Source organism: Natronomonas sp. EA1, assembly GCF_051195035.1.
GTDB lineage: Archaea > Halobacteriota > Halobacteria > Halobacteriales > Haloarculaceae > JBNTJV01.
This window is the reverse complement of record NZ_JBNTJV010000001.1, coordinates 39,983-63,143: the sequence shown is the minus strand read 5'-3', so window position 1 is coordinate 63,143 and position 23,161 is coordinate 39,983. Positions and strand designations below refer to the sequence as shown.

Below are 23,161 nucleotides of genomic sequence, written 5' to 3'. Positions count from 1 at the left end.
GTCACCTGTTAACGTTGTCGCCGCCGGAAGCGACCCGGACCGGTCACTCGAACCGCTCGCGCACGCTCGCCGCGTGGGCCTCGAGCCCCTCGGCCTCCGCGAGGGAGGTGATGGTCTCCGACAGCTCGGAGAGCGCCTCCTCGGAGAGCCGCTGGACGGTCACCGAACGCATGAACGTGTCGACGGAGAGCCCGCCCTGCAGTTTCGCCAGGCCCCCAGTTGGAAGAACGTGGTTCGGGCCGGCCGCGTAGTCGCCGGCCGCGACGGGGGAGTACGGTCCCAGAAAGACCGACCCCGCGCTGTCGATTCGCTCCAGGAGGGCCTCGTCGTCCTCGACCTGCAGGGAGAGGTGTTCCGCCGCGTACTCCTCGGCGAAGAGGACCGCCTCGGGCATCGAGCGGGCGAGCAGCACGCCGGACGCGTCGTTCTCGAGCGCCTGTCGGATGACCTCCTCGCGCTCGCGCGCGCCCGTCTGACGCTCCACCTCCTCGACGATTTCCTCGCCGAGGGCCTCGTCGTCGGTGACGGCGACGACGGAGGCGTTCGGGTCGTGTTCGGCCTGCGCGACGAGGTCGGCGGCGACGAACCGGGGGTCCGCGGTCTCGTCGGCCACCACGAGGATCTCGGAGGGGCCGGCGAGGAAGTCGATCTCGCAGTCACCGCGCACCTCGGCTTTCGCCGCGGTGACCCACTTGTTCCCGGGGCCGACGATCTTCTGCACCCGGTCGACGGTCTCGGTGCCGTACGCGAGCGCGGCGACGGCCTGCGCCCCTCCGGCCTGGTACACCCGGTCCGCGCCCGCGAGGTGGATGGCCGCGAGCGTGGCGTCGTTCAGGTCCTCAGCCGGGGGCGTGGCGACGGCGACGTGGTCCACGCCGGCGACCTTCGCGGGGATGACCCCCATCAGCGCGGAGGAGGGGTACGCCGCGGTGCCGCCGGGGACGTACGCCCCGACGCGTTCGAGCGGGCGGAAGCGTCGACCGAGTTCGCGGCCGTCGAAGTCGTCGGTCCAGTCCTCGGGGAGCTGGCGCTCGTGGAACGCGCGGACGTTCGCCGCGGCGGTCTCGATGTGCTCGCGGAGCGCGGGATCGAGCCGCTCGGCGGCGCGCTCGGCCTCGTCGGTGATATCCAGGTTCCCCACGGTCACGTCGTCGAACTCCTCCGCGAACGCGCGGAGGGCGGCGTCACCCTCCTCACGGACACGACCGATGATCTCCCGGACGGGCTCGCGGGCCTCCTCGACGCCGGCGTCGCGCTCGAACAGGGCGCGGCGCTCGTCGGGCGAGCAGTCCGCGAGGACTCGCAGATTCATATCCCCGCTTTCGGGACTCGCGTGAAAAACGGTTTCCATGCCGTGTGGCTCCCTCCCGCGACAGAGATAAGTTACTCCGCGTTAAACTGAGAGTTAGATATGTCTAATCCATCGGAAGAGGGGTGTGGTCGCCGTGGTTGACGCCGGCGACCTCCTCGATGTCCTCGTCTTCTCGCTACGTGACGGCTACGTGCAGGTCTCCGCGTTCGTCGCCGTCACCGTCCTGCTGTTCGGGCTCGTCCAGTACCGGACCAACGGCGCCCTGCTGACGGCGATCCAGAAGAACGAGCGGTACCAGCCGCTCATCGGCGCACTGATGGGGCTCACCCCCGGCTGTGGTGGGGCCATCATCATGATGCCGCTGTACATCCGCCGGACGGTGTCGTTCGGCACCGTCGTGGCGACGCTCATCGCGACGGCGGGCGACGCCGCGTTCGTCGTCCTCGCGCTCGCACCGAAGGCCGCCGCCGTCTCCTACGGCATCGGCTTCGTGACGGCCGTCACCTTCGGCTATCTCGTCGACCGCGTCGGGCTCGGGGTCGCGCGGGTGGACGCCGCCGTCGCCCGGCTCTCACCCGCCGTCGCCACCGACGGCGGTGGGGCCGCGGCCGTCCACGCCGCGAACCCCGGCCACGAGTACAGCCAGGAGACGCCGGTCCACCACCATCACGAGGGGCCGGACCGCGAGAGTGCGCTGCTGACGCCGCTGTCGCACGCCGCACACGTCGCGTGGTGGGGCGCCGCGAGCGTCGGCCTCGTCGCCGGCGTGCTCTATCTCCTGCGCGGCGCGCCGGACGTGCCCCTGCAGTTCGCGCCGACCTTCGCCGGGGCGTTCACGGTCGCCGGGCTCACCGGGACGACGCTGTCGTTCTACCTCTACTTCGTCGGCCGCCACTACATCGGCGAGGGGGGTGTCGGCCGGGTGCGCGAGTCGTTCACCTCGGCCTACTCGACGTTCCAGCACGCCGCCGTCGAAACCTCGTTCGTCACCGTCTGGGTCATCGGCGCGTATCTCGTCTACGAGTACGCGCTCCTCCTTACGGGCGCTGACATCGGCGCACTGGCGGCCGCCGCCGGGGTGCTCGCCCCCATCGGCGGCGCGCTCGTGGGCCTGATTCCGGGCTGTGGGCCCCAGATCGTGCTCGCCTCCGTGTACGCGAACGGCGGTATCCCGTTCTCGGCGCTCACCGCGAACGCCATCAGTCAGGACGGCGACGCGCTGTTCCCGCTCATCGCCATCGACAAGAAGGCCGCCATCGTCGCCAGCATCTACACCACGATTCCGGCACTCGTCGTCGGTATCGCGCTCCACTTCCTGTGGGGCCCGGTGTTCGGCCTCCCCGAGTTCGGCTACGGTGTGCTCGGGACCTAAAGGGTTAACCACGACGCCATGAAAGACAGGACACGCATGCTCAGCGCGGTGATGGAGGACTACATCAAGGCCATCTACACGATACAGAACGACACGGACGACCGGGTGGCCACCTCCGCGCTCGCGGAGTACCTCGACGTGACCCCCCCGACCGTCTCCTCGATGCTGAAGAAACTCGAGGAGCGCGGGCTCATCGACCGCGAAGAGTACAAGGGCGTTACCCTCACCGAGGAGGGGGAGATCGTCGCGCTCGAGATCCTCCGTCACCACCGCCTGCTGGAGGCGTTCCTCACCGAGGCCCTCGATTACGACTGGGCGGACGTCCACGAGGAAGCGGACCGATTAGAACACCACGTCTCCGACCAGCTCACGGACCGCATCGCCGAGGTGCTCGGCTATCCGGCCGCGGACCCCCACGGCGACCCCATCCCCGACAGCGACCTCAAGCTCCCCGAGGCCGAGGAGACCATCCGGCTGTCGGCCGCCACGGAGAGCGACCGGCTCGTCGTCCGCCGCATCCGTCACCAGGGCGACGAGGAACTCCGGTATCTCGCCGAGGCCGGCGTCGAACCCGGCGTCGAGCTCGAAGTCGTCGACGTGGCCCCGTTCGGCATGGTCACCGTCTCGACCCCGGAGGGCGAGCAGTCGCTCCCCGAGGAGATCGCGCGGCTCATCGAGACGGTGCCCGCCGCGGAAGCACAGGCGTAGCGGTCGAGTTTTTCAGCGCGCGTTCCAGAGCCACCAGGCAGTGAGAAGTGCGATGACGAACGCGCCCCCGAGGAAGAAGACGAGCGTGGGGTCGAGCGACGACGCCGTGCTGGCCGTCGAGGCGGCCATGTCGCCGGCCGACACGCTCTCCTGCTGGGCGAGGCCCATGGTCGGGGTCGCCGGCTCGGGCGTCAGCAGTTCCACGATACCCGTCGCGCCCACGAGCACTGCGACGAGGACGAACACGCGCGAGACGATACTGCGGAGGCGAGAGCCGGTGTGCTCCTGCCCGGCAAAGAGGACGACGGCCTCGCTCGCCGGGCCGTAGACCGTCATCTCGTTGCCCTTCTCGGAGTAGCCCACGCCGGCGGGCTCGATGAGGTTCGCGCCCTCCAGCCGGTCGAGGTGGTAGTGGACGTTCTGGAGCGAGGTCCCGACGACCGACTGCACCTCCGGCGGGGTCCGCGGCTCGTCGTAGATGACCTGCAGGATGCGTCGTGCCGTCTCCGAGCCGAGCGCCTCGAACGCGCGGTCGGCCTCCTCCCCGTCGATATCGAGGACCTTCGGTTCGGCAGGGGCGGAGTTCACGACCAGTCGCGACGGCAACAGTCCCATTACCTGCAGAGAACTCACCTGATACGATGACGGTTTCGGTGGGTCAAAGCGGCCTTTGAGCTATTCGAGCCAACTCCTCCCGAGGGTCATGAAACCGCCGAGTTCCGCTGTCGAGGAGCTGTCCACTGGAAGCGACCGAAAGTCGTCGTCGTAGGTCGCGATGACACGTCGCTCTGCCCGGGAGAACACGGCCAACTCGGCATCGGTCGACCCTTTCTCGGGGGCACCGCCGACTTCGACGTGGACGACATCGTGCCCGGCATCGACGAGCCGGTGGTACACCTCGTGTTCGATGATCTCCTCGAGGAGAAACCTCATTCGGGCTTTTCGAGCGTCTCCGACTCCGTCGCGGCGCGCTGTCGGCGAGCCTCGATGGCAGTCATCTCCTCGGGATGCCGATGATAGTACGCGAGTGCCTCGTACACGTCCGCCACGTCGAGGCCCAGTCGGTCCGCAACGGTCTCGGGACGGAGCCCACGCTCCTCGACGCGGGCGTGGAGATGCTGGACCGTCACCCGGGTCCCCCCGATGTGTGGCTCGTCGTGAACGTCCGACTCCGAGCCGGACACGATTCGCGACTTCGTCACTGCCATACCGGTACTCGGGCGTTCTATCGGTTAAACTCTCGCCCGAGCTCGAGGGCGGTGTTCAGATAAGGATGAAGTGTGAGGCGGTGCGGTTTTTCAGTGCTCTATGCCGAAAAACGCCCGCCTCAACGGTTGTTTAGATCAAATTGACTTGGATTTTGTGGAACGAGAAGCGACACCGAGATTGGTGATGAAGCTTGGTATTCAGCTCCACCTTGCTGGCCTATCACTTTCGAATACCGTTTCTATTCTTGAGATATTCGGTGTCGAACGTGCTCGATCAACCGTCCATAATTGGGTTCACAAGGCCGATCTACAGCCCGAAGCTGGTCGGTCTCCGGATCACGTTGCGGTTGACGAGACCGTGATCCGACTCAATGATGAGCAATATTGGCTGTATGCCGCTGTCGATCCCGAGACAAGCGAATTGCTCCATACAAAGCTTGAACCGACGACTACGAAGGTTCTCGCTCAGTCGTTTCTGACGGAACTCTCCGAGAAACACGACGTCTCCGACGCCGTGTTTCTCGTCGATGGATCACACTCGTTGCAAGCTGCGTGTCAGCGCCACGGCTTCGATTTCAGATACGAGAAACATGGAACTCGGAATAGCGTCGAACGTGTCTTTCGTGAGATAAAACGCCGAACTATCTGCTTCTCAAACTGTTTCAGCAACGCCGACGCAGAAACCGCCGACGACTGGATCAAATCATTCAGCTTCGCATGGAATCAGCTTATCTGAACACTACCAGCTCGAGGGAGCTACTCCAGCGGCCGGATGCCCGTCACCGCGAGCACCGACCGGACGAACAGCACGGCGACGAGGACGCTTCCGACGAGGACGAACGGGGTCGCCAGCAGCCGCGCCGTCGTGTACGGGAGGACGATGCGCGAAAAGCCCATCGTGGCGAACCCCGCGAGGATGGAGCCGAACGCGGCGAGCGAGAGCGTGACGAAGGTGTCGCCGTTCACGCCAGAGCCTCGACGCTGGGGGACAAAAGCGTACACGGTCCGACGAGGCGTTATGCCCATCCGCGACGTATCTCTCGGCCATGCACCACGAGTCGGGCGTCTCGCTCCGGTGGAACCAGGCCGTCACGGGCCTCGCCGTCGCGTGTCTCCTCGCGGGGTTCACCGTCGCGACGGTGACGACGAGCCTCGCGATCCAGGCCGGTGAGGTCCCGGCCAGCCTCCTCCCGTTCGGTATCGCCACGATGGGGCTTGCCGTCCTCACTGCCGTCCGCGCGCTCGTCACGTTGACGCTGTGGCGCACCGTCGCCCGGTATCACCCACGGTACGGCGACCACGCGCTCGTGCTCCTCGGGGTCGCGTGGCTCCTGTGGGGAACGTGGCAGGCGTGGCTGCTGCTCGCGAGAACGTGATGGAGTCAGGAAGACAGCCCAAAGCCGATAGAATAGAGGTATTTGTGATAATACCTTCTGAGATTATTGGCTATCCATTCTTGGAGCAATGATTATTTCTGTAGGTATCTTTCCGTCTTCTCGTTCAGTTGCTATTTTCAACGGATAATCCTCACCTAAAAACAGACTGATACAATCTGACGAAGCAAATTTATTCGCATGTCTGATGAGCCCAGACCCATACTTTGACTCATAGTCACTGGAAACATTTTTTAGAGAACAAGCTCGTGTATTTTCGTCTTCCAAGATCTGCCCCTCGGTCGGCACAACCTCTACGTCAATCTCGGCAATGTCACTATCCCCGTGACCACTAAACTTGAAAGAGTGAGGACCCAATTCAAGCTTTATCGAGTCACTCATCATACCAATCACCTGATGAGCTCGTTGTAAAACACCACTATGCATAATCACTTCCGCATCATAGTCCAAATCAGGAATATTGGGTTCTTGAACGGTCGAAGGATCCACGCTGGAGAGTTGGTAGTTCACGTCAGAAAAGCTGACGCTAATTCGATTATTCTTTCTTAATTCAAGATTGACTGACTCATCAGATTCTGCAGCATTTAATAAATTCAAGAGTGTTTTACATCTTGTGCCAACAACAATCTGGTTTTCAGGTGGTGTAACATGAAACTCTGAAAAGCAAGATTGACTAATTGTTTGATTTATTACGATAGCATTAGCAACATCCACCGTCTTGACAATTAATGCATCCTCTGTCCATCGAAAGTTTGCGATTCCCTCCGGAGCAATATCGACCGGAGGTTCCACAATCGATTGTAACAGATATGCAGGAAGCTGGACTTGGAGCGAGCTTTGTGGATTGTCTTGAGAGGGCATTTATATTGAAGTCCTATCCATTACCGAAAGATCGATATCTGCGTTAATGTGTTTGCTATCAACATTAAGTGCAATGATAATATGCCCTTTGCCGATGGGAATAGACCACACCCGCGAATCAGACAATCCGAAATCATTATGCAGTTTCTCCTCAATTTTATTTAGTTTTTCTGACGATACTCCGCTTTCGATTGGATCAATTTCTTTCGTATCCTCACTGATTCCGATAATCAGGAACCTAGAGCTCTGGAATTCTTTATTCATTCCATATGCGATATCATCCACGCTCGTCTCGCGCTCAAACCAGGGGGGAGATTTCCACTCAAGATCGATTTGTTCACCCTCAGTCTGAATTACTCGGCTATTCCCCTCAGAATCAGTGAGGAACTGGCTCTCAAATTCATTAGCGAACTCAATAAACATATACCGCAGAGGTTTTGGAGTTGCTTCAGATAGGAGCTTGAAAACCACATGGGTAAATAGTGGCCTGAGGTTGGCAGATCCCATGTCTTCAGCAGTTTTCAGTAAATCAGTAATATACTCAGATTGCACCTCGGAAAGACCCATTTTATTGTATATCCGAAAGTTTCCGATTTTGAATGGATGCTCAGCGAATTCGGCACCTGCGTGGCAAATCGGGAGAGGGTCACGGTCTGTCAACAAGTTTTGACACAAGTGCTTGCGCCATGAAACGTGCATATCAACATATTGATTGACATACACCAACTCAAAATTATCAACCTGAGGTTTTGATATACTTTCTGTCGATTCGTTTTTGAATTTTATAATAGCCTCACGATGATCCTCAACATCAAAAAATGAATCCAAGCTATTTGATATTTCATCATTGTATAAGTCAAACGCTCTAGCCAAATTGTGGCTTATTTTGAACAGGTCTTGTTTAAAATCATCAACATCAGAATATGCGGTATGACCCCAGCGAATGCGTTCAATCCGACGGGGCTTTTCATTCGGAGTTTTAAGCATTCCATCCGACAGGTCATACCGGTCGGACCCTAGTAATTTTTTGGTGATGTCTTTTTCGTCAAATTCAAACACTACGTCAATATCATCTATTTCGGTATAAATACGTACATCTCCTTTGATATTAAATGCAACTTCATCCTCGGGGATGCCTAGCCAATTTGTGAACGAAACCGTGTCATTGCGATCGTAGTGTTCAACAATAACATCTTTATCCTCATCATATCGAAATTCTGCAAATTTATCAATATTAGATTCGCTCAGCAGTTCTTCAATCACAGTCATATCGGTGGTAATCGCTTTTTTTCCAGTGAATGAATGCGCCGCAATCAGAGACCCCTCAGAAATAATGAAAACTACATATTTTCCTTTCTCACGAGCCCGGCTTAACATACTATCCGAGAAGTCCTCAGCTAGGTACTCAATGGTCTTTCTAAGGTCTTTGTCAATATTCGCAGTTAACGAATCAGAATTAGCAAGTATAGTAGTGACCCAGTCCTTGAAGTACGATCGCACGTCAAGAGACTCCAAAGTATGGAAATCTTCTACCCCATCTCGAACATCATTTATTAAATCTCGTATATTAGTTATATCATTATTCTGATCAATGATGTCGCTTTCCAATCGGTCATCTGATTGGACTTCCCGGTAGAGAATTAGATAGTTCCCCGAGTCTTCCTGTGTAAGCGACATAGGCTTCTTGAGTACTTTCTTCTAACGCATAAAGATATTTTGGAAAGTCTGGTGAAACTGAAAATGGGACTTCCTGCATTCAAGCTCCCAGATCTCAAGAACTCAGATAAGACTGGTTTATTTTGCTCTATATATATCAGAAGATATCGCCCCAAACACTAACGACCGGCATCACTCCCGGCGGCATGCCTCGGTCAGCCGGCAAACCCTCGTGTGGGGCGGTCGCGTCGGGCTGCGACGGGCCTTCGCTGGCTCAGTTACAGCCAGAGGCGCTGACGGAGTCAACGCAATTGGATATGAGCGTACCCGGGTTCTCCACGTCCGTCATCGCTGCGCCAAGGGCGGCCTCGGGGTGGGGACTAAAGGTACGCATTCTACCCAAGATGACCGAGGGGAATACCCTTTTCGACGTGCGAGCCGCATACTGAACATGGCCGAGCCCACCGCGAGCGAGGGCGCAGCCGGGAGCGAGCGCACGAGCGCCGCCGACAGCGACCCCGTCCCTTCCCGCGACCGCGAACACCCCGTCGTCCTGTTCGACGGCGTCTGCTCCCTCTGTGACTGGTCCGTCCGGTTCATCCTCGACCACGAACGCGCGGGGAGCGAACTCCACTTCGCGTCGCTGCAGTCCGAGGTGGGGACGGCGCTCTTGGAGGAACACGGACTGGGAGGGGACTACTTCGACTCGCTGGTGTATCTCGACGGGGAGGCCCATACGGCCTCGGATGGGGCGCTGAAAATCGCGGAGCATCTGGAGACTCCCTGGCGGTGGCTCCGGCACCTGCACGTCGTCCCCCGACCCCTCCGTGACGCGGGCTATCGGCTCCTCGCGCGGGTTCGCTACCGGCTGTTCGGGAAAAAAGATTCGTGCCGGATGCCCGACCACCGGCTGCGCGAACGGTTCCGCTAAACGGTGTACTCCTCTTCGCGAATCTGACAGACCCGCGGGCCCCGATACCGGTACTTCGTCTTCTTGTAGCTGCCGAAGAGCTTCGCGCCCGAGATACCGGTCTTCACGGCGTCGCGGGGGGTGAAGCCGCCGTCGTCCATCACGCTGGAGATGATGCCGAAGACGCGGTCCCAGTCGCTCGGTCCGTAGCCGACGACCATGTCCGCGAAGGCGACGTTCCTCCGGACCTCGTCGCCGATGGCCTCGCGCCACTCGGTGTTGTACGCCCGCATCGCGTCCAGCCCGGCGAGTCGGCCGGCGATCTTCCCGGTGCGGATGGCGACGTGGTCGCCCCCCTCGTGGAACGCGCTCGTCGCGCCCATCGCCCCGCCGACGACGGCGATGTTCGCCGCGGTGGGGGACTCGATGGGGCGGGTGGAAGAGATGGGGTACGTCTCCGTGCCGCCGCGTTTCCCTCTGTCGCCGACGAGTGGGAAGTCGTCGGCGTCGTACTCGGGGTAGAGCCAGTCGATGAGCCGCTCGATGTACACCTTCCCGGAGGGGACGCGCTCGTCTTCGGGCCGGAGCAGGACGTAGTCCTCGCGGTTCTCCACGGTGTCGAGGTCCAGCCCGATGGGCATGGTGAGGCCGACGCGGGCCACCGTTCCGTCGTTCGGGAACACCCACGGATACGCCGTATGCCCGGGCATCGCACCCCACCAGAACTTGATGCGGTCGGGCTCGAACAGCTCCTCGGGGAACTCCCGATACTCCTGATACGCGATGTGGTTCACCTTCGGGGAGGCCATCCGCTCCTCGAAGACGCCCTCGGCGAGGTACTCCGAGAGCACCTGCCCGGTGATCGTGCGCTGGGGGCCGTCCGCGAGGACGAGGTGGGTGGCCCGAATCTCCGTGCCGTCCTTCAGCGTGAGGGTGTGGGTCGGCGAGCCGGTGAGGTCCGTCTCCACCGAGCGCACCCCCGTCCCCACGCGGTACTCCGCGCCCGCGTTCTCGGCGCGCTCGCGGAGCCAGTCGTCGAGCCGAGCCCGCTGGACGGTGAACCCGAAGTTCGGGTACGACGACTCGATGCCGGTGTCGTTCAGCGCGACGGACTCGTTCGGGCCGAGGAAGTCCGCACCGGAGAGCTCCCGGAGCTTCACCCACTCGGGAATGGGCTCGTCGAGGTCCATGATGTCGACCCAGTAGTCGAGGATGCCGGCGGCGTCCGTCGAGTCGGGACCGAGGTCCTCCCGGTCCTCCCGGGGGACCCCCTTCTCGATGACGACCGCATCCGCACCGGCGCGTGCGGCCGCCCGCCCGGCGGAGGAGCCGGCAGGGCCCCCGCCGACGATGGCGACGTCCACTTGTTGCATACTTCACCCGTGTGCGTAGTGGGCATAAAACGCTTGACGTTCCCGGTGGGGTCCCCGGGTTCGGGGTAGCTTGATTGTTCCCCACCTCGGAGGGGGAGCATGACCGAGTTGGAACTCCAGCACGTCACCATCCGCCACGAGGGTGACGTGGGCTATCTCGTGATGGACCGCCCCGAGACGAACAACGCGCTCGACCTGACGATGGCACGCGAGCTGCATCAGGCCGCGCTCGAGTTGAGCGACGACGACTCGCGGTGTCTCGTCCTCACGGGCACTGGGGGAACGTTCTGCACCGGCGCGGATCTCACGGCCCTCTCCGGCGACAGCGGGGACCACCCCACGATCAAGCGGCTGGCGAACTACCTCCACGAGACCGTCTCGACGCTCGCCCGCGCCCCCAAGCCCGTGGTCTGTGGCGTCAACGGCGTCACCGCGGGCGGTGGCATCGGCCCGTCGCTCTGCGGCGACATCGTCATCGCCAGCGAGTCCGCGCGCTTCGAGTTCGCCTACCCCCGCATCGGCCTCTCCGCCGATGGCGGCTCCTCCTACTTCCTCCCCCGGCTGGTCGGCCTCCGGACGGCCCAGGAGATCGCGTTCCGCGACGAACCCGTTTCATCACAGGAGGCCGCCGACCTCGGGCTCGTCACCGAGACCGTCTCCGACGATGGATTCGACGACGCCGTGCGCGAAGAAGCGGAACGGCTCGCCGCGGGGCCCACCCGCGCCTACGGGGAGACCCGCGCGCTCCTGCGGGGGTCGTTCGACCGGTCGCTCGACGGCCAGCTCGCCGCCGAAGCGGAGCGCATCGCCCGGCTCACCCACACCGACGACTATCGGAAGGGGATCGAGGCGTTCCTCTCGAAGGAGCAGGCCGACTTCGAAGGGGAGTAATCAGTCGTCCGCGGGGACGCCACTCGCGGCCGCGGGCCGGGACTCGACCAGCCCGACGGTGACGACGAGGACGGCGAAGCAGGCGACGACGGAGGCCGCGGCGAACGCCGTCTCGTAGCCGTACGCCGTCGCGGCGAGGCCCACCAGTGGCGGGCCGAACACACCGCCCAACCCCTTCGCGGTCCCCCGAAGCCCGAGCAGTTCCGATTCCCGTCCCGTCGGGGCCACATCGCCGATGAACGCGACCGCACCGGTCGTCATCGCGGAGAAGGAGAACCCCAGCAGGAGGAACGCACCCCCGGCGACGAGGATTCGTCCGACCCCGTCCGGATAGGTCATCACCGCGGCGACGACGGCGAACGCGGCTGAACCGGCCATCCCACCGACGATGAGCGGTTTTCGACCGAGCCGGTCCGCGACGACCCCCAGAAGGAACATGAACGCGACCTGCGAGCCGTGGTTGACGGCGAGGAGACTCCCCATCATCGCGCCGCTCACTTCCACGTTCCGGAGGAGATACGGTCCCATGAGCGCCATCACGCCGAGCACGCAGAGATTGCGGGCCGCGAGCGCGACGTAGAGCCAGCGGAGGCCGTTGGTGTCGAGATGCCCGCGCTCGTCGGGCGCGGGGAACAGCCGAGAGCGAATCTCGGTGAGCACCTCGCTCCACGACGTGGAAGGAGAAGTCGGCGTCGGGTCCTCGATGAACGCCGCGGCGAGCGCACACAGCGCGGAGAGCCCGGCGACGGCGAGGACCACCGCGGTGCCGGCGGGGGCGACGAGCCCCACGAGCACCCCCGCGCCGACCTGCCCGGAGGCGAACCCCCCGGAGCGGGCGCTGTTGTAGAGCCCGACGGAGCGCCCGCGACCCGTCGCGCCGCCGTGGTGCGAGACGATGGCGAGGACGACGGGGGCGTAGCCCGCGAAGAACACCGCGAACAGCGCGCGGACCCCGATGGCGGCCCACACGCTCTGGACGACGAGCAGCGGGAGGACGACGACGGCAGAGAGGAGCGCCGTGAGGACCATCACCGCGCGGCGACGGCCCGTCACGTCCGCGAGGGCACCCCAGACAGGGGAGAACACCATCAGTCCCGCATAGTAGCACGCGGCGAGCACGCCCGCGAGGAGGGGTGAGCCCGCGCTCTCGACGTAGACGGCGAAGGCGGTCCCCATCAGGATGCCGCCAGCGAACCGCGTGAAGGCGGAGAGGCCGATCAGTCCCCAGATGCGTCGTGACACGGCTCGGCTGAAGCGGTCACCCGACTTGAGGGGCGCGATACGACCCCGGGGGACGCTCGCGGGAGGCGACGGCTCTTAGACCCCCGGGTGAGAGGGGGAGATATGCACATCGTCGTCCTCCGGTCGGCCGTCAGCGGTCGGCCCATCGACGCCTACGTCGACGCGCTGCGCGACCGCCTGCCCGACCACGAGATCAGCCACGCTCGCACCCCAGACGAGGAACGCGCGCTGGTCGCCGAGGCGGACGTCGTCACCGGCCCGACCCTCCCACCCGAGCGCGTCACCGACTCCCTCAAGCTCTTCGCGGGCGTCTACGCCGGGAGCGACCACATCGACCTCGAGGCGTTCGCCGCACACGAGGTGCCCGTCACGAGCGCCGCGGGTGTCCACACCTCCAACGTGGCGGAGTACGCCATCGGGGGGCTCATCACCCTCACGCAGGAGTTCACGGAGGCGTTCCGCCAGCAGGAGCGCCGGGAATGGCGCCACTTCGGCACGAGCGAGCTGTACGGGTCGACGGTGACCATCGTCGGGCTGGGCGCCATCGGTCGGGGCATCGCGGAGCGGCTGGAACCGTTCGGCGTCGAGACGGTCGGCATCCGCGCCTCCCCGGAGAAGGGTGGCCCCACCGACGAGGTGCTGGGGCCCGACCACCTGCACGACGCGCTCGCCCGCTCCGATTCGGTCGTGCTCGCCTGCCCGCTCACCGACGAGACGGAGGGCTTGCTGGGGAGTTCGGAGTTCGTCACCATGCCCGCCCACGCCACGCTCGTCAACGTCGCGCGGGGGCCGGTCGTCGACACCGACGCGCTCGTCGACGCGCTCCGCTGGGAGCAGATCGCGGGGGCCGTCCTCGACGTGACCGACCCCGAACCGCTCCCCGAGGACCACCCGCTGTGGGCGATGGAGAACGTGCTTCTCACCCCGCACATCGCGGGTGACACGCCCCACTACTTCGACCGGCTCGCGGACATCGTCGCGGAGAACGTGGCTCGTCTCGAACGGGGCGAGCCACTCCGTAACCGCGTCGTCTGAGCAGGGGCAATGCTGATAGTGGCGTCTCCCCTGAACCACCCATGACGCGGTATCTCGTCGCCACCGCCTCCACGGAGGTGACCGCGGCGGCCTGTGACTATCTGGAGCCGCGGCTCACCGGCGACGACGAGGTGTACGTCCTCACCGTCGACGAGGCGGCGAACCCCATCACCGAGCGGACGGCACTGCTCAGGCTCGCCCAGGAACGGCTCGCCGACACCGTCGAAGTGCGGACGATCCGCCGGACGGGAGACCCCACCCGCGAGATCGTCCAGTTCGCCCGCGAGAAGTCGGTCGACGAGATCATCATCGGGCCGCGCCGGGCGGCCGGACCGAAGATCGGCTCCTCGATGCGTGCCGTCCTCAACCGCGTAGAGGTCCCCGTCTTCGTGGTTCCGCTCTCCCCTTAAAGCGGTTCGATGAGCTCGACGACGTGCCCGTCGGGGTCCTTCACGAACGCCGTCCGGGCGCCCGCGGCCTCCTGGTCCGCGGGCTCGGAGACGACGCCGAAGTGGTCGAGCTCCGCGAAGGTGGCGTCCACGTCGTCGACGGAGAGGGCGATGTGGTCCCACGCGGTCCCCTGTTCGAACTCGGTCTCACCCTCGGTCTCCGAGAGCTGGATCTCCACCCCGTTCTCGTCGGCGACGTAGCGGTTCTCCGTCTCGCCGTCGGGGGTCGTGAAGCCCCACGACTCCTCGAAGCCGAACTGTTCGTAGAATGCGATCGACGCGTCGGCGTCCGCCACGTTCAGGCAGGTGTGTAGGATTGCCATATCGGGTGCGGGCACGGAACCGGGAAAAACGGGGGGGTTCGGGCAACATCCATGTTCCTCCAGTCCAACGGGAGGTATGGACTGGCGGGCCGTCCTGGCAGGTGTGGGCGCGAGCGTCGCCTATCTCCTCCTGCTCGCGGGCTTTCCAGGGACCGAGACGGTGCGGCTCGGCGGGGTGCCACTCGTCCTCGCCACGGGCCTCATCGCGGGCGCCACCGCGGGGCGACTCGCCCCCTCAGCCCGGGTCGGCGGGTGGCACGGTCTCTGCTCGGGGAGCCTCGCCGGGGGGCTGTTCGCCGGCTCCTTCTGGTACCTGCTCGCGCTCCCCGCGCGGCCGCCGGGCGTCTACTACGGCCTGAACTACCTGCTCGCGGTCTCCGCGGGACAGTTCCCGGTCGTCGCCACCCACGGCCCGCTCGTCGTCGCGCTGCTCGCGGGCGTCGGGTGGGCCGGTATCGCCGTCTGCGGGCTCTACGCGGGGACGCGAGCCCCCCAGCGACACGGGGGGTTCATCGACCCCGGGCACCCTCGGTGACGGACCCGTCGACACCGCGAACCTCGATGCGGCAGCCGTTCTCGCAGTCGCCGAGCCCGACGCGCCAGCCGTGGACCCCGGCGATGCGCTTCACGATGGCGAGGCCGAACCCCGTCCCCTCCTCGTGGGTGGTGTACCCCGGCTCGAAGATGGAGTCGCGGTGGATGGACTCGATGCCGGGGCCGTCGTCCTCGAGGTAGAACCCGTCCGGGAGGAGACCGAGTTCGACGCAGACGTTCGGCCCGCCGTGGCGCACCGCGTTCGACAGGAGGTTCTCGAACAGCTCGACCAGATAGTTCTCGTCGGCGAGGATGGGCTGGTCGTCCACGACCGACAGCGTGGCCGTCGCGTGGTCGATGTTCCCCCACGCCCGCTCGGCGGCCTCCCGGACGGAGATCGCCGACAGCTGGCCGGGGGTCCCGTGTTTCGCGAGCGAGAGCAGGTCGTCGACGAGGTGGTCCATCCGGTCGAGCGCCTCGGCGACCCCCTGCAGGTGCGCCGACTCCTCCTGCTCCTCCGCGAGCGTGAGGTAGCCACGAGCCACCCCCAGCGGGTTGCGGAGGTCGTGGCTCACGATGGAGACGAACTCCTCGAGCCGCTCGTTCTCCGCGCGGAGGTACGCGGCCGAGAGGTCGACGGAGATGGCGCTGGCGAGCGCCACCAGCTCCGTGGACTCCGCGTGCGCCTCGTCGAGGTAGAACACGAGGACGGCGACGAGCCCGCCGTCGGTGACCGGGATGGCGACGGCCGCGCCGAGCCCCACGTCGCTCGCGGCGCGTGCGCGGGCGAACACCTCGGGGTCGGCCGAGGCCGTGTCACGGAGCCACTCCACCTCTCCCGACTCCCAGACGCGGCCGGGGAGCCCCTCACCGCGGGCGAAGCTCACCCCCTCCGAGTCGGCCCGGAAGCTCTCGATACCCTCGTGGTCACCGGCCCAGATGGGTGAGAGAACGAGCGCGGTGCCCGCCGCGTTCGGCTCCCACACCTCCACGTACACCCACGGCGTCGCGTCACAGACGAGCGAGACCGTCCGCTGGAGTGCCGTCGCGAACGAGTCCCCGTCCCTCGCCGTCTCCGCGAACTCCCGGAGGAGTTCCGGAGGTGAACGCTCACCAGCCATGCATAATCATGTGAGATAGGCACTCGCACGGAAAAAGAGACGTGTTCGGTCAGCCGACGATTACAGGTAGCCCTCATCCAGGAGGAGCTCGCCGTTCAGCACGGACGCGCCGGCGGCCCCGCGGAGGGTGTTGTGCGCGAGACAGTCGTACTGGACTCCATCGGGAGTCTCGCGGACCCCGCCGACGGAGACGGCCATCCCGTCGCCGAGCATCCGGTCGAGCCGCGGCTGCGGACGGCCCGGCTCCTCGAAGACGTGGATGAGCGGGTCGGGCGAGGAGGGGAGAGCCAGGTTCGGGAACGCCTCGAGTGCGGCCTGCACCTCCTCGACGCTCGGGGACTCCGCGAGGTCGGCCCAGACGTTCTCCAGGTGGCCGTCGAGCGTCGGAACCCGATTGGTGGTGGCCGACACCTCGGCGTCGTGGGGAGACACCTCCGCGCCGTCGAACTCGCCGAGCAGCTTCAGAGACTCCGTCTCCATCTTCTCCGCCTCGCCACCGATGTGCGGGAGCACGTTATCGATGATCTCCATCGAGGTGACGCCGGAGTAGCCCGCGCCGGAGACGGCCTGTAGCGTGGCGACATGGACGCGTTCGAGGCCGAACCCGTCGAGCGCGGCCAGCGTCGGCACCATCGTGATAGTCGAGCAGTTCGGGTTCTTGAGCAGGGCGCCGTCCCAGCCGCGTTCGTCGCGCTGGACCTCGAGCAGGCCGACGTGGTCGGCGTTCACCTCGGGGATGACGAGCGGCACGTCGTCGGCCATCCGCGCGTTCGAGGAGTTCGAGGAGACGACGTATCCCGCCTCCGCGAGCGGGGGCTCGACTTCCGCGCCCACCGAGGAGGGGAGCGAGGAGAACAGAAGCGAGACGTCGTCCGGGATGGCCTCGGGCGTCGTTTCGGTGACCTCGATGTCCGTGACTGACGAGGGGATGGGCGAGTCGGCCCGCCACTTCGCGGCCTCGCGATACGGCTTGCCCGCCGAGGCGGGCGACGCGGTGAGGGCTGCGATCTCGAAGTCCGGGTGCGGTTCCAGCAGTTGAATCAGGCGCTGTCCGACGGCGCCGGTGGCGCCGAGGATGCCTACGCGTACCATTGTCGTAGTCGTCAGGGGTCGCCTCTGAAAACGGTATCGAACCGAGCAACGGTCAGGGAGCCGTCAAACGGCAGATGTTGCGAGACCGCGGGAAGACGAAACGAGGGCTTTCAGTCGTCCCCTGCACTCGCGTCCACGTCGCCCGCGTGGTCGGGGACGCGCGAGCCGCGCACGTCAGCGTCGCGCCAGGTCCCGCGTTTGTACCACGCGACGGCGATGGCCGCGCCGGCGAGGTTCGAGACGACGAACCCCCACCAGATGCCGACCGGGCCGAGCGGGGCGAGGAGCTGCGGGACGACGACCTCGAGACCGAGAAGCGAGAGCGTCGAGGGGCCGATACCCTGTGAGAGCCCTGCGGCCACGGGCAGTCGAATCAGCCCGAGGAAAGTGATGGCGATGACCGCCGCGACGAGCGTCTTGCCCGCGCCTCTGAACGCACCGGTGTACGCGCGCATCACGCCGATGAAGCCGAAGGTGGGGGCGACGTAGCGGAGGAACTCCGCGCCCACGCGGATGACCTCGGGGTCGGCCGTGAACACCGCGACGATGGGCGTCGGGAGGAGGAAAATGACCACGCCGAGCCCACCGAGGACGAGGAACATCACCTTCGCGGCGAAGTCCGCGGCGGCTTCTGCTCTATCGGGTTGGCCCGCGCCGATGTTCTGGCCGGCCATCGTCTCCACCCCCCGCGCGACGGCGATGGCGGGGAGGAAGATAACTGAAAAGACCCGGATGCCGATACCGAAGCCGGCGACGACGGTCGTGGAGAAGGCGCCGACGATGACCATGAGGAGGTTGACGGAGGCCGCCCGACCGGTTCCCTCGATGGACGCGGGGACGCCGATGGCGAGCATCTTCTTCGCGTACGCGAGGTCCGGGACCATATCGCCGGGGCGAATCTTCACGCCGCGGGTGCCGGAGAACATGATGCCCATGCCGACGACCATCGCCAGTCCCCTGGAGAAGACGGTGGCGTAGGCCGCGCCGGTGATGCCGAGTTCCGGGAACGAGAGGGGGCCGAGCGACCAGCCGAAGATGAGGAACGGGTCGAGCGCGATGTTGAGGACGACGGTCCCGAGCATGACGAGCATCGGGGTGATGGTGTCGCCGTACCCCCGCATGAGCGAGACGAAGATGAAGAAACCGAACATGAATGGGAGGCCGAGCGAGACGACCTGCATGTAGCTCGACGCGGCGGCGAGGGTCGCGGGCTGCGCGCCGAAAAAGCGCAGAAGGTCGTCGACGACGAAGTAGCCGCCGACCCCTAACAGAACGGCGGCGACGAACGCGAACGCCACGGTCTGGGAGGCGGCGAACTCCGCCCGTCGTTCGTCGCCCGCGCCGACGTTCTGGGCGACGAGGACGGAGCCCGCGACGGAGAGCCCCAAGCCGAGCGAGATGAGGAGGAAGACCATCGGGAACGCGAAGGAGATGGCCGCCAGCGCGGTGGTGGAGTACTGGCCCAGCCAGAAGGTGTCCGCGAGATTGTACGCCGTCTGGAGGAGGTTCGTGATGACGATGGGAAGCGAGAGGAAGAGCAGGGGCTTGCCGATGCCGCCGGCCGTGAGATCCAGGTCCTCCTGACTCGGGACGTTCACGCGGGCACCTCCCGCGCGCCGAGGATGGCGAGGGCGTCACACCGGACCTGCGCGTGGAGGGACGCACGCGACTCGTCGAGCGCCACCCGCCGGGCGTGGGCCCCGTTTATCATCGTGACGACGGAGCGCGCGAGCTCCTTCGGGGGGCGGTCGGTGTCGAAGGCACCCGAGTCGAGCCCGTCGGCGACGATGGCCCCCACCCACTCGCGCATGAACGCGTCGTGGTCGAGCAGGCGCTCGCGGAAGGCGGACTGGTAGGGCGCGCCGGCCTTGAGCTCCAGGATGGCGGTCGCGAACTCCTCTTCCGCCTCGACGGTCGGGGTGAACACCTCGTCCAGAAAGGCGTCGAGCCGTTCGGTCGGCCCCTCGGCATCCGCGGTTTCGAGCCGGTTCCGGAAGCGGTCGAGGAGCTGTGAGAGGAACGCCTCCAGCAGCTCGTCTTTCGTGTCGTAGTGGTAGTGCAGTGCGGCCTTGCTCACCGACGACTCGTCGGCGATCCGCTGCATCGTCAGGTCCGCATAGCCGTGTTTACAGAGCGCACAGAAGGTCGCACGCATGATGTCGTCCGTCGCGTCGCTCATTCGACCGAACTTACTAACCGGTCAGTCAAGTATCTTCGGAACGCGCCGCTGGCCGGGAAGAGAACGTGAGAAAGTCCAGATTACGCCGGGGGGGCCTGCTTCTTGCGCGTGACGTAGCCCGCGATGCGGTTGCGGACGCCCTTCGACTCGATGTTCGTGAGCTCGGAGACGGCCTCCTTGTTGTGCTCGAAGTCCGTCCCGAACGCGTCGGGATATCGTTCCATGAGCAGCGTCGCCGTCTTCTTGACGTAGGCGGGTTTGATGGCCATGGGTGAAACTCAGGGTCGCGAGGCAAAAAGCGTTCGATACATCGGGCGGGCGTCAGGGTGCCACACGGTTCTATCCGTCCCCGTGCCAATCGACGAGTGCCTCGAACCGCTCCCACGCATCCCGCTCGCGTGCGCCCGCACACGAGTCGACGACCGATTCGAAGTACCGGATCCGCTCCCGGAGCTCCGCGTCGTCGAACCCCGCGACCCCCAGCCGCGAGGCCGCGACGGTCGCCTCGACGATGGCGAAGTACGCCCGGTTCGTCGTCGGCACCACCTCGCGGCGAACCTCGTGTTCCTCGGGGTGGAGATGCCAGTCCGTCCACTCGGTGTCCCCGTCGCTCCCCGACCCCGCCTCCTCGACCGACACCCGGACCCACGCGTCGGCCGATTCGAGAATCGGGTCCGGTTCCTCCCGGATCGAGCAGGCCGCCTCCACGAAATCCACGGGGTCGCGGGTGAACTGGACGTAGCCCGTTCCTCGCTCCGAGAAGTTCCGCCACGTGCGCGTCCGGCCCCAGGTCCGGGCGCGCACGGGGTCACCCTCGAACAGCCCGAGCGCCGCGACGTTCCACTTCCCGTTGGGGCCGAGCGTCGTCACCACGGACTCCGTCGCCCCCGAGAGCTCCACGGGCCAGCTCATACCGCCAGCCCCCGTTCGAGCGCGACGAACAGCGCCGCCGCGGTGATGTCCGCCGTCGTGCCGGGATTGATTCCCGCCGCGACGAACTCGTCGGCCAGCTCCTCGACCGCGATGTCGCCGTCCAGCGCGGCCTGCGCCCGTTCGCTCGCCCGCTCGGCCGTCGCCCGGTCTCGCTGGATCGCGACGAACGTGTCGGGGCGCTCCGCGAGCAACCGCAGGAACGCCCGGGCCGCGCGGTCGGGGGCCGGCCCCTCATCGTCGAGTATCCACGCCGCGGCGGTGAAGGTGCGGGGGAAGCCGCGCACCCACTCCCGGCCGTTGTCGTCCCGGTCGGCGCTCAGTTCCATGATGTCGTGAAGCGAGAGCCCCCGTGCTTCGAGCGTCGGGACGGCATCCGACCCCCGTCGAACGTCCAGCGCGTCCAGCTCCTCGGGTGGGTCCGACACGGCTACATCGACGTGCTCGAACGCGCGGTAGAACCCCGCGGCGTCCGCGACGGTCGTCGCCTCCACGACCTCGGTGACCCCCGCCGGTGAGAGCCCCCCACGCGCCGCAGCCCGGACGAGCGGGACGAGCAGGAGCAGACAGCCGAACTGGGTGTTGCCACCCTCCTGCTCGCTCATCCCCTCGATAGCCGTCTCGAACGCCTCACCGACCGGCCCCTCCTCGGCCAGCCGGAGCCCGCGGGCCGACCCGACCGCCCCCGCGAGGAAATGCTCGAATCGCAGATCGTCGTGGTCCCGGTGTCTGTCGACGTTCCCCGGTTTCGGCGTCCCCGCGACCTCGAGCAGCAGGGCGAGCTCCGCGTTCTCGGCGTGCGTTCTCATCGCCGTGCCTCCGGCGCGTCGAGTGCCACGCGAACACGGCTCAGGACGGCGGGGTTGTCGGAGGGTCGACCCACCGACACCGCATCCGCGCCGTACTCGAGGTACTCCTCGACCGTCTCCCGGTCCCGGACGCCGTTGTTGGCGACGAGAAAGCAGTCGCAGGCTTCCCGCACCTCGCGGATGACGGGCTCGGAGTCCATCGCGTCGACGTGGAGGATATCGGCACCCGCCGTCTCCAGTCGCTGCGCGAGGGCCGGCAGCGAGACGCCCTCGACCTCCGCACGGACCTTCACGCTCACCGTCGGTCTCTTCTCGGCGGCCGCGGCGACGTACTCCGCCAGCCGGTCGGTGTCCCGCAAGAGGGTCTCACCCGCCCCCACCGCACACAGTTCGTCCTGCCGGCAGTGCGCGTTCACCTCCAGGATGGCGCCGTGGCTCGCACACACCCGCGCGGCCTCGCGCAGAGGCGCGATCGTGGTCGTCCGGACGTTCACGCCCGCGCGGAGGGAGGCACCGTCGAGTGCCGACAGCTCCCGGTCGATGAACGCCACGGGGTTCTCGGGGAGGAACTCGGTCCGGTCGCGGGCGACGAGTTCGCGGGCCGCCGTTCTCGTCGTCGCGTCGAGTGCGACCCCCCCGAGGAACGCCGCGCCGACGTACTCCTCTGCCGTGAGCGCCCAGTCCGCATCCGACTCCCCCGAGAGGGAGGCGAGCGCCAGTCGGGGAGCGAACATCAGGTCACCTCCGCGAGCGCCTCGTCGACCGTGCGCGCCACGCGGTCGCTGTCTTCGGGCGTGTCGAGTTTCGTATCGGTGCGGACGACCGGGCGGTCGAGGTCGGTGCCGTCCTCGCTGTCGAGGACGAAGGCGTCGGCGAACTCGTACACCTCCGCGACCCCGCTCGTGGAGGGCTCGTAGCCCGTGGCCGCCATGAGTTCCGCGGCGGGCCCGGAGAACACCGTGTCCTCCACAAATGGTGAAACGGCGACCACTGGCGTCTCGTGGAGCGCCTCCCTGAAGGCATCCATCGCCAGCATCGGCCCGATGCTCGTCACGGGGTTGGAGGGGCCGATAACGACCGGATCGGCGAGCGCGTCGAGCACCTCCGGGGTGGGCTCGGCGTTTTCGGCCCCGCGAAATTCCACGTCCTCGATGGCCGGCTCTGCACGTCTGTGGACCCAAAATTCTTGAAAATGCATCGGGCCCTCCTCGGTGTGGACGATGGTGGCGACGGGGTCGTCGCTCATCGGGAGCAGGGGGCGGTCGATGTCGTAGGCCTCGCAGAGAACGCGAGTGGCTTCGGTGAGCGTGTACCCCTCGTCGATGAGGCCCGTCCGGGTGAGATGAATCGCTCTGTCCACGTCGCCGATGAACATGAACTCCGCGACCCCCGAGAAGCGCCGCCAGCGGGCGATCGTTCTCCCGGACGTCTGCGCCTCCTCGGAGAGATACCGCGGCCCCGAATCGAGCCCGGCGCGCTCCGCGAGCGCGTGGAGCTGGTCGTTCGTCGTACCGCCGTCGGCGTCGATCCCCCACCACGTCCCGGTGTCGAGAATGCCGGCGTCCGCGAACAGCTGCGTGTCGAGGTCCGGACAGACGAGATGCCCCGAGAGCTCCACGTCGTCGCCGGTGTTACCGACGACGGGCGAGTCGGCCGGTGGGAACACCTCGGCCGCGCCGTGGAGGAGTTTGGGGGTGCCCGTGCCCCCGGCGAGAAACGTGACCATACCCCTCCTCCGGCGCGTGGCGGTTTGTCGGTTTCG

28 protein-coding genes are annotated in these 23,161 nt (G+C 65.5%); 9 read left to right on the top strand and 19 right to left on the bottom strand.

The genetic code is table 11. From position 1 onward, the window contains the following. Window positions 1-43: 43 nt before the first annotated feature. Window positions 44-1,312, bottom strand: coding sequence for a histidinol dehydrogenase (gene hisD, locus ACQUQR_RS00355; protein ID WP_435193850.1), 1,269 nt, complete (start codon window positions 1,310-1,312; stop codon window positions 44-46). Window positions 1,313-1,445: 133 nt separating this feature from the next. Here hisD and ACQUQR_RS00350 point away from each other — a divergent pair, with 133 nt between their 5' ends. After that, the gene (locus tag ACQUQR_RS00350) at window positions 1,446-2,684 is read left to right on the top strand and encodes a putative manganese transporter (protein WP_435195494.1); all 1,239 of its coding nucleotides are present in this window, start codon (window positions 1,446-1,448) and stop codon (window positions 2,682-2,684) included. Between the two features lie 36 nt (window positions 2,685-2,720). Next, window positions 2,721-3,392: a metal-dependent transcriptional regulator gene (locus tag ACQUQR_RS00345; protein WP_435193849.1), complete on the top strand. Its 672-nt coding sequence runs from the start codon at window positions 2,721-2,723 to the stop codon at window positions 3,390-3,392. A gap of 12 nt (window positions 3,393-3,404) precedes the next feature. On the opposite strand, the gene ACQUQR_RS00340 is transcribed toward ACQUQR_RS00345, so the two are convergent. Genes ACQUQR_RS00340 through ACQUQR_RS00330 form a run of 3 tightly spaced genes read right to left on the bottom strand, consistent with a single transcriptional unit; the run spans window position 3,405 to window position 4,600 of the window. Further along, a complete protein-coding gene (locus tag ACQUQR_RS00340) occupies window positions 3,405-4,007 on the bottom strand; it encodes an ArsR/SmtB family transcription factor (protein ID WP_435193847.1) in 603 nt (200 codons plus the stop codon). Between the two features lie 60 nt (window positions 4,008-4,067). Then, window positions 4,068-4,325: a DUF5615 family PIN-like protein gene (locus ACQUQR_RS00335; protein ID WP_435193845.1), complete on the bottom strand. Its 258-nt coding sequence runs from the start codon at window positions 4,323-4,325 to the stop codon at window positions 4,068-4,070. Then, the gene (locus ACQUQR_RS00330) at window positions 4,322-4,600 is read right to left on the bottom strand and encodes a DUF433 domain-containing protein (RefSeq protein ID WP_435193843.1); all 279 of its coding nucleotides are present in this window, start codon (window positions 4,598-4,600) and stop codon (window positions 4,322-4,324) included. The genes ACQUQR_RS00335 and ACQUQR_RS00330 overlap by 4 nt, the downstream gene beginning before the upstream one ends. A gap of 100 nt (window positions 4,601-4,700) precedes the next feature. On the opposite strand from ACQUQR_RS00330, the gene ACQUQR_RS00325 reads away from it, so the two are divergent. After that, window positions 4,701-5,336: an IS6 family transposase gene (locus ACQUQR_RS00325; RefSeq protein WP_435193841.1), complete on the top strand. Its 636-nt coding sequence runs from the start codon at window positions 4,701-4,703 to the stop codon at window positions 5,334-5,336. Window positions 5,337-5,356: 20 nt separating this feature from the next. Here the strand turns inward: ACQUQR_RS00325 and ACQUQR_RS00320 are convergent, their stop codons facing one another. Further along, complete coding sequence (locus ACQUQR_RS00320; RefSeq protein WP_435193839.1) at window positions 5,357-5,566, bottom strand: hypothetical protein; 210 nt, start codon at window positions 5,564-5,566, stop codon at window positions 5,357-5,359. An 80-nt stretch (window positions 5,567-5,646) separates the two neighbouring features. On the opposite strand from ACQUQR_RS00320, the gene ACQUQR_RS00315 reads away from it, so the two are divergent. Then, on the top strand, window positions 5,647-5,976 hold the full coding sequence (locus ACQUQR_RS00315; RefSeq protein WP_435193837.1) for a hypothetical protein: 330 nt from the start codon (window positions 5,647-5,649) through the stop codon (window positions 5,974-5,976). A 63-nt stretch (window positions 5,977-6,039) separates the two neighbouring features. On the opposite strand, the gene ACQUQR_RS00310 is transcribed toward ACQUQR_RS00315, so the two are convergent. Beyond that, entirely contained in the window at window positions 6,040-6,855 is an 816-nt protein-coding gene (locus tag ACQUQR_RS00310) for a hypothetical protein (RefSeq protein ID WP_435193835.1), read from the bottom strand. After that, on the bottom strand, window positions 6,856-8,532 hold the full coding sequence (locus ACQUQR_RS00305; protein ID WP_435193834.1) for a hypothetical protein: 1,677 nt from the start codon (window positions 8,530-8,532) through the stop codon (window positions 6,856-6,858). It abuts the gene before it with no gap. Window positions 8,533-8,962: 430 nt separating this feature from the next. On the opposite strand from ACQUQR_RS00305, the gene ACQUQR_RS00300 reads away from it, so the two are divergent. Continuing rightward, on the top strand, window positions 8,963-9,442 hold the full coding sequence (locus ACQUQR_RS00300) for a thiol-disulfide oxidoreductase DCC family protein (RefSeq protein WP_435193832.1): 480 nt from the start codon (window positions 8,963-8,965) through the stop codon (window positions 9,440-9,442). Here the strand turns inward: ACQUQR_RS00300 and ACQUQR_RS00295 are convergent. Further along, complete coding sequence (locus tag ACQUQR_RS00295) at window positions 9,439-10,794, bottom strand: NAD(P)/FAD-dependent oxidoreductase (protein ID WP_435193830.1); 1,356 nt, start codon at window positions 10,792-10,794, stop codon at window positions 9,439-9,441. The two genes, ACQUQR_RS00300 and ACQUQR_RS00295, sit on opposite strands and share 4 nt — an antisense overlap. 99 nt (window positions 10,795-10,893) lie before the next feature. Between ACQUQR_RS00295 and ACQUQR_RS00290 the strand changes: the two genes are divergently transcribed. Next, complete coding sequence (locus tag ACQUQR_RS00290; protein WP_435193828.1) at window positions 10,894-11,685, top strand: enoyl-CoA hydratase/isomerase family protein; 792 nt, start codon at window positions 10,894-10,896, stop codon at window positions 11,683-11,685. Here ACQUQR_RS00290 and ACQUQR_RS00285 read toward each other — a convergent pair whose 3' ends face one another. Beyond that, window positions 11,686-12,927 carry an MFS transporter gene (locus ACQUQR_RS00285; protein ID WP_435193826.1) on the bottom strand — a complete coding sequence of 414 codons (1,242 nt, stop codon included), beginning with the start codon at window positions 12,925-12,927 and terminating at the stop codon, window positions 11,686-11,688. It abuts the gene before it with no gap. 102 nt (window positions 12,928-13,029) lie between these two features. On the opposite strand from ACQUQR_RS00285, the gene ACQUQR_RS00280 reads away from it, so the two are divergent. Both ACQUQR_RS00280 and ACQUQR_RS00275 read left to right on the top strand, forming a co-directional pair. Continuing rightward, window positions 13,030-13,962: a D-2-hydroxyacid dehydrogenase gene (locus ACQUQR_RS00280; protein WP_435193825.1), complete on the top strand. Its 933-nt coding sequence runs from the start codon at window positions 13,030-13,032 to the stop codon at window positions 13,960-13,962. 41 nt (window positions 13,963-14,003) lie between these two features. Beyond that, window positions 14,004-14,372, top strand: a complete 369-nt coding sequence (locus tag ACQUQR_RS00275) for a universal stress protein (protein WP_435193824.1) — start codon at window positions 14,004-14,006, stop codon at window positions 14,370-14,372. Here the strand turns inward: ACQUQR_RS00275 and ACQUQR_RS00270 are convergent. After that, complete coding sequence (locus tag ACQUQR_RS00270) at window positions 14,369-14,734, bottom strand: VOC family protein (RefSeq protein WP_435193822.1); 366 nt, start codon at window positions 14,732-14,734, stop codon at window positions 14,369-14,371. The genes ACQUQR_RS00275 and ACQUQR_RS00270 overlap by 4 nt on opposite strands. Before the next feature lie 76 nt (window positions 14,735-14,810). Here ACQUQR_RS00270 and ACQUQR_RS00265 point away from each other — a divergent pair, with 76 nt between their 5' ends. After that, window positions 14,811-15,269 (top strand): hypothetical protein, encoded by a 459-nt coding sequence (locus tag ACQUQR_RS00265; protein WP_435193820.1) that lies wholly within the window; start codon window positions 14,811-14,813, stop codon window positions 15,267-15,269. Here the strand turns inward: ACQUQR_RS00265 and ACQUQR_RS00260 are convergent. The 9 genes from ACQUQR_RS00260 to cofD form a co-directional block, all read right to left on the bottom strand. Next, complete coding sequence (locus ACQUQR_RS00260) at window positions 15,244-16,389, bottom strand: histidine kinase dimerization/phospho-acceptor domain-containing protein (protein ID WP_435193819.1); 1,146 nt, start codon at window positions 16,387-16,389, stop codon at window positions 15,244-15,246. The genes ACQUQR_RS00265 and ACQUQR_RS00260 overlap by 26 nt on opposite strands. A 60-nt stretch (window positions 16,390-16,449) precedes the next feature. After that, window positions 16,450-17,481 (bottom strand): aspartate-semialdehyde dehydrogenase, encoded by a 1,032-nt coding sequence (gene asd, locus ACQUQR_RS00255; protein WP_435193817.1) that lies wholly within the window; start codon window positions 17,479-17,481, stop codon window positions 16,450-16,452. A 110-nt stretch (window positions 17,482-17,591) separates the two neighbouring features. Further along, on the bottom strand, window positions 17,592-19,079 hold the full coding sequence (locus ACQUQR_RS00250) for an MATE family efflux transporter (protein WP_435193816.1): 1,488 nt from the start codon (window positions 19,077-19,079) through the stop codon (window positions 17,592-17,594). Beyond that, window positions 19,076-19,660: a TetR/AcrR family transcriptional regulator gene (locus tag ACQUQR_RS00245; protein ID WP_435193815.1), complete on the bottom strand. Its 585-nt coding sequence runs from the start codon at window positions 19,658-19,660 to the stop codon at window positions 19,076-19,078. Before ACQUQR_RS00245 ends, ACQUQR_RS00250 begins: the two co-directional genes overlap by 4 nt. Window positions 19,661-19,740: 80 nt before the next feature. Further along, window positions 19,741-19,929, bottom strand: coding sequence for a 30S ribosomal protein S17e (locus tag ACQUQR_RS00240; RefSeq protein WP_435193814.1), 189 nt, complete (start codon window positions 19,927-19,929; stop codon window positions 19,741-19,743). A 70-nt stretch (window positions 19,930-19,999) separates the two neighbouring features. Beyond that, window positions 20,000-20,572 (bottom strand): DUF447 domain-containing protein, encoded by a 573-nt coding sequence (locus ACQUQR_RS00235; protein ID WP_435193812.1) that lies wholly within the window; start codon window positions 20,570-20,572, stop codon window positions 20,000-20,002. Next, window positions 20,569-21,399, bottom strand: coding sequence for a triphosphoribosyl-dephospho-CoA synthase (locus ACQUQR_RS00230; protein ID WP_435193810.1), 831 nt, complete (start codon window positions 21,397-21,399; stop codon window positions 20,569-20,571). Before ACQUQR_RS00230 ends, ACQUQR_RS00235 begins: the two co-directional genes overlap by 4 nt. After that, window positions 21,396-22,133, bottom strand: coding sequence for a tRNA-dihydrouridine synthase (locus tag ACQUQR_RS00225; RefSeq protein ID WP_435193808.1), 738 nt, complete (start codon window positions 22,131-22,133; stop codon window positions 21,396-21,398). The genes ACQUQR_RS00230 and ACQUQR_RS00225 overlap by 4 nt, the downstream gene beginning before the upstream one ends. After that, window positions 22,133-23,125: a 2-phospho-L-lactate transferase gene (gene cofD / locus ACQUQR_RS00220; RefSeq protein WP_435193806.1), complete on the bottom strand. Its 993-nt coding sequence runs from the start codon at window positions 23,123-23,125 to the stop codon at window positions 22,133-22,135. The genes ACQUQR_RS00225 and cofD overlap by 1 nt, the downstream gene beginning before the upstream one ends. Window positions 23,126-23,161 lie beyond the last annotated feature (36 nt).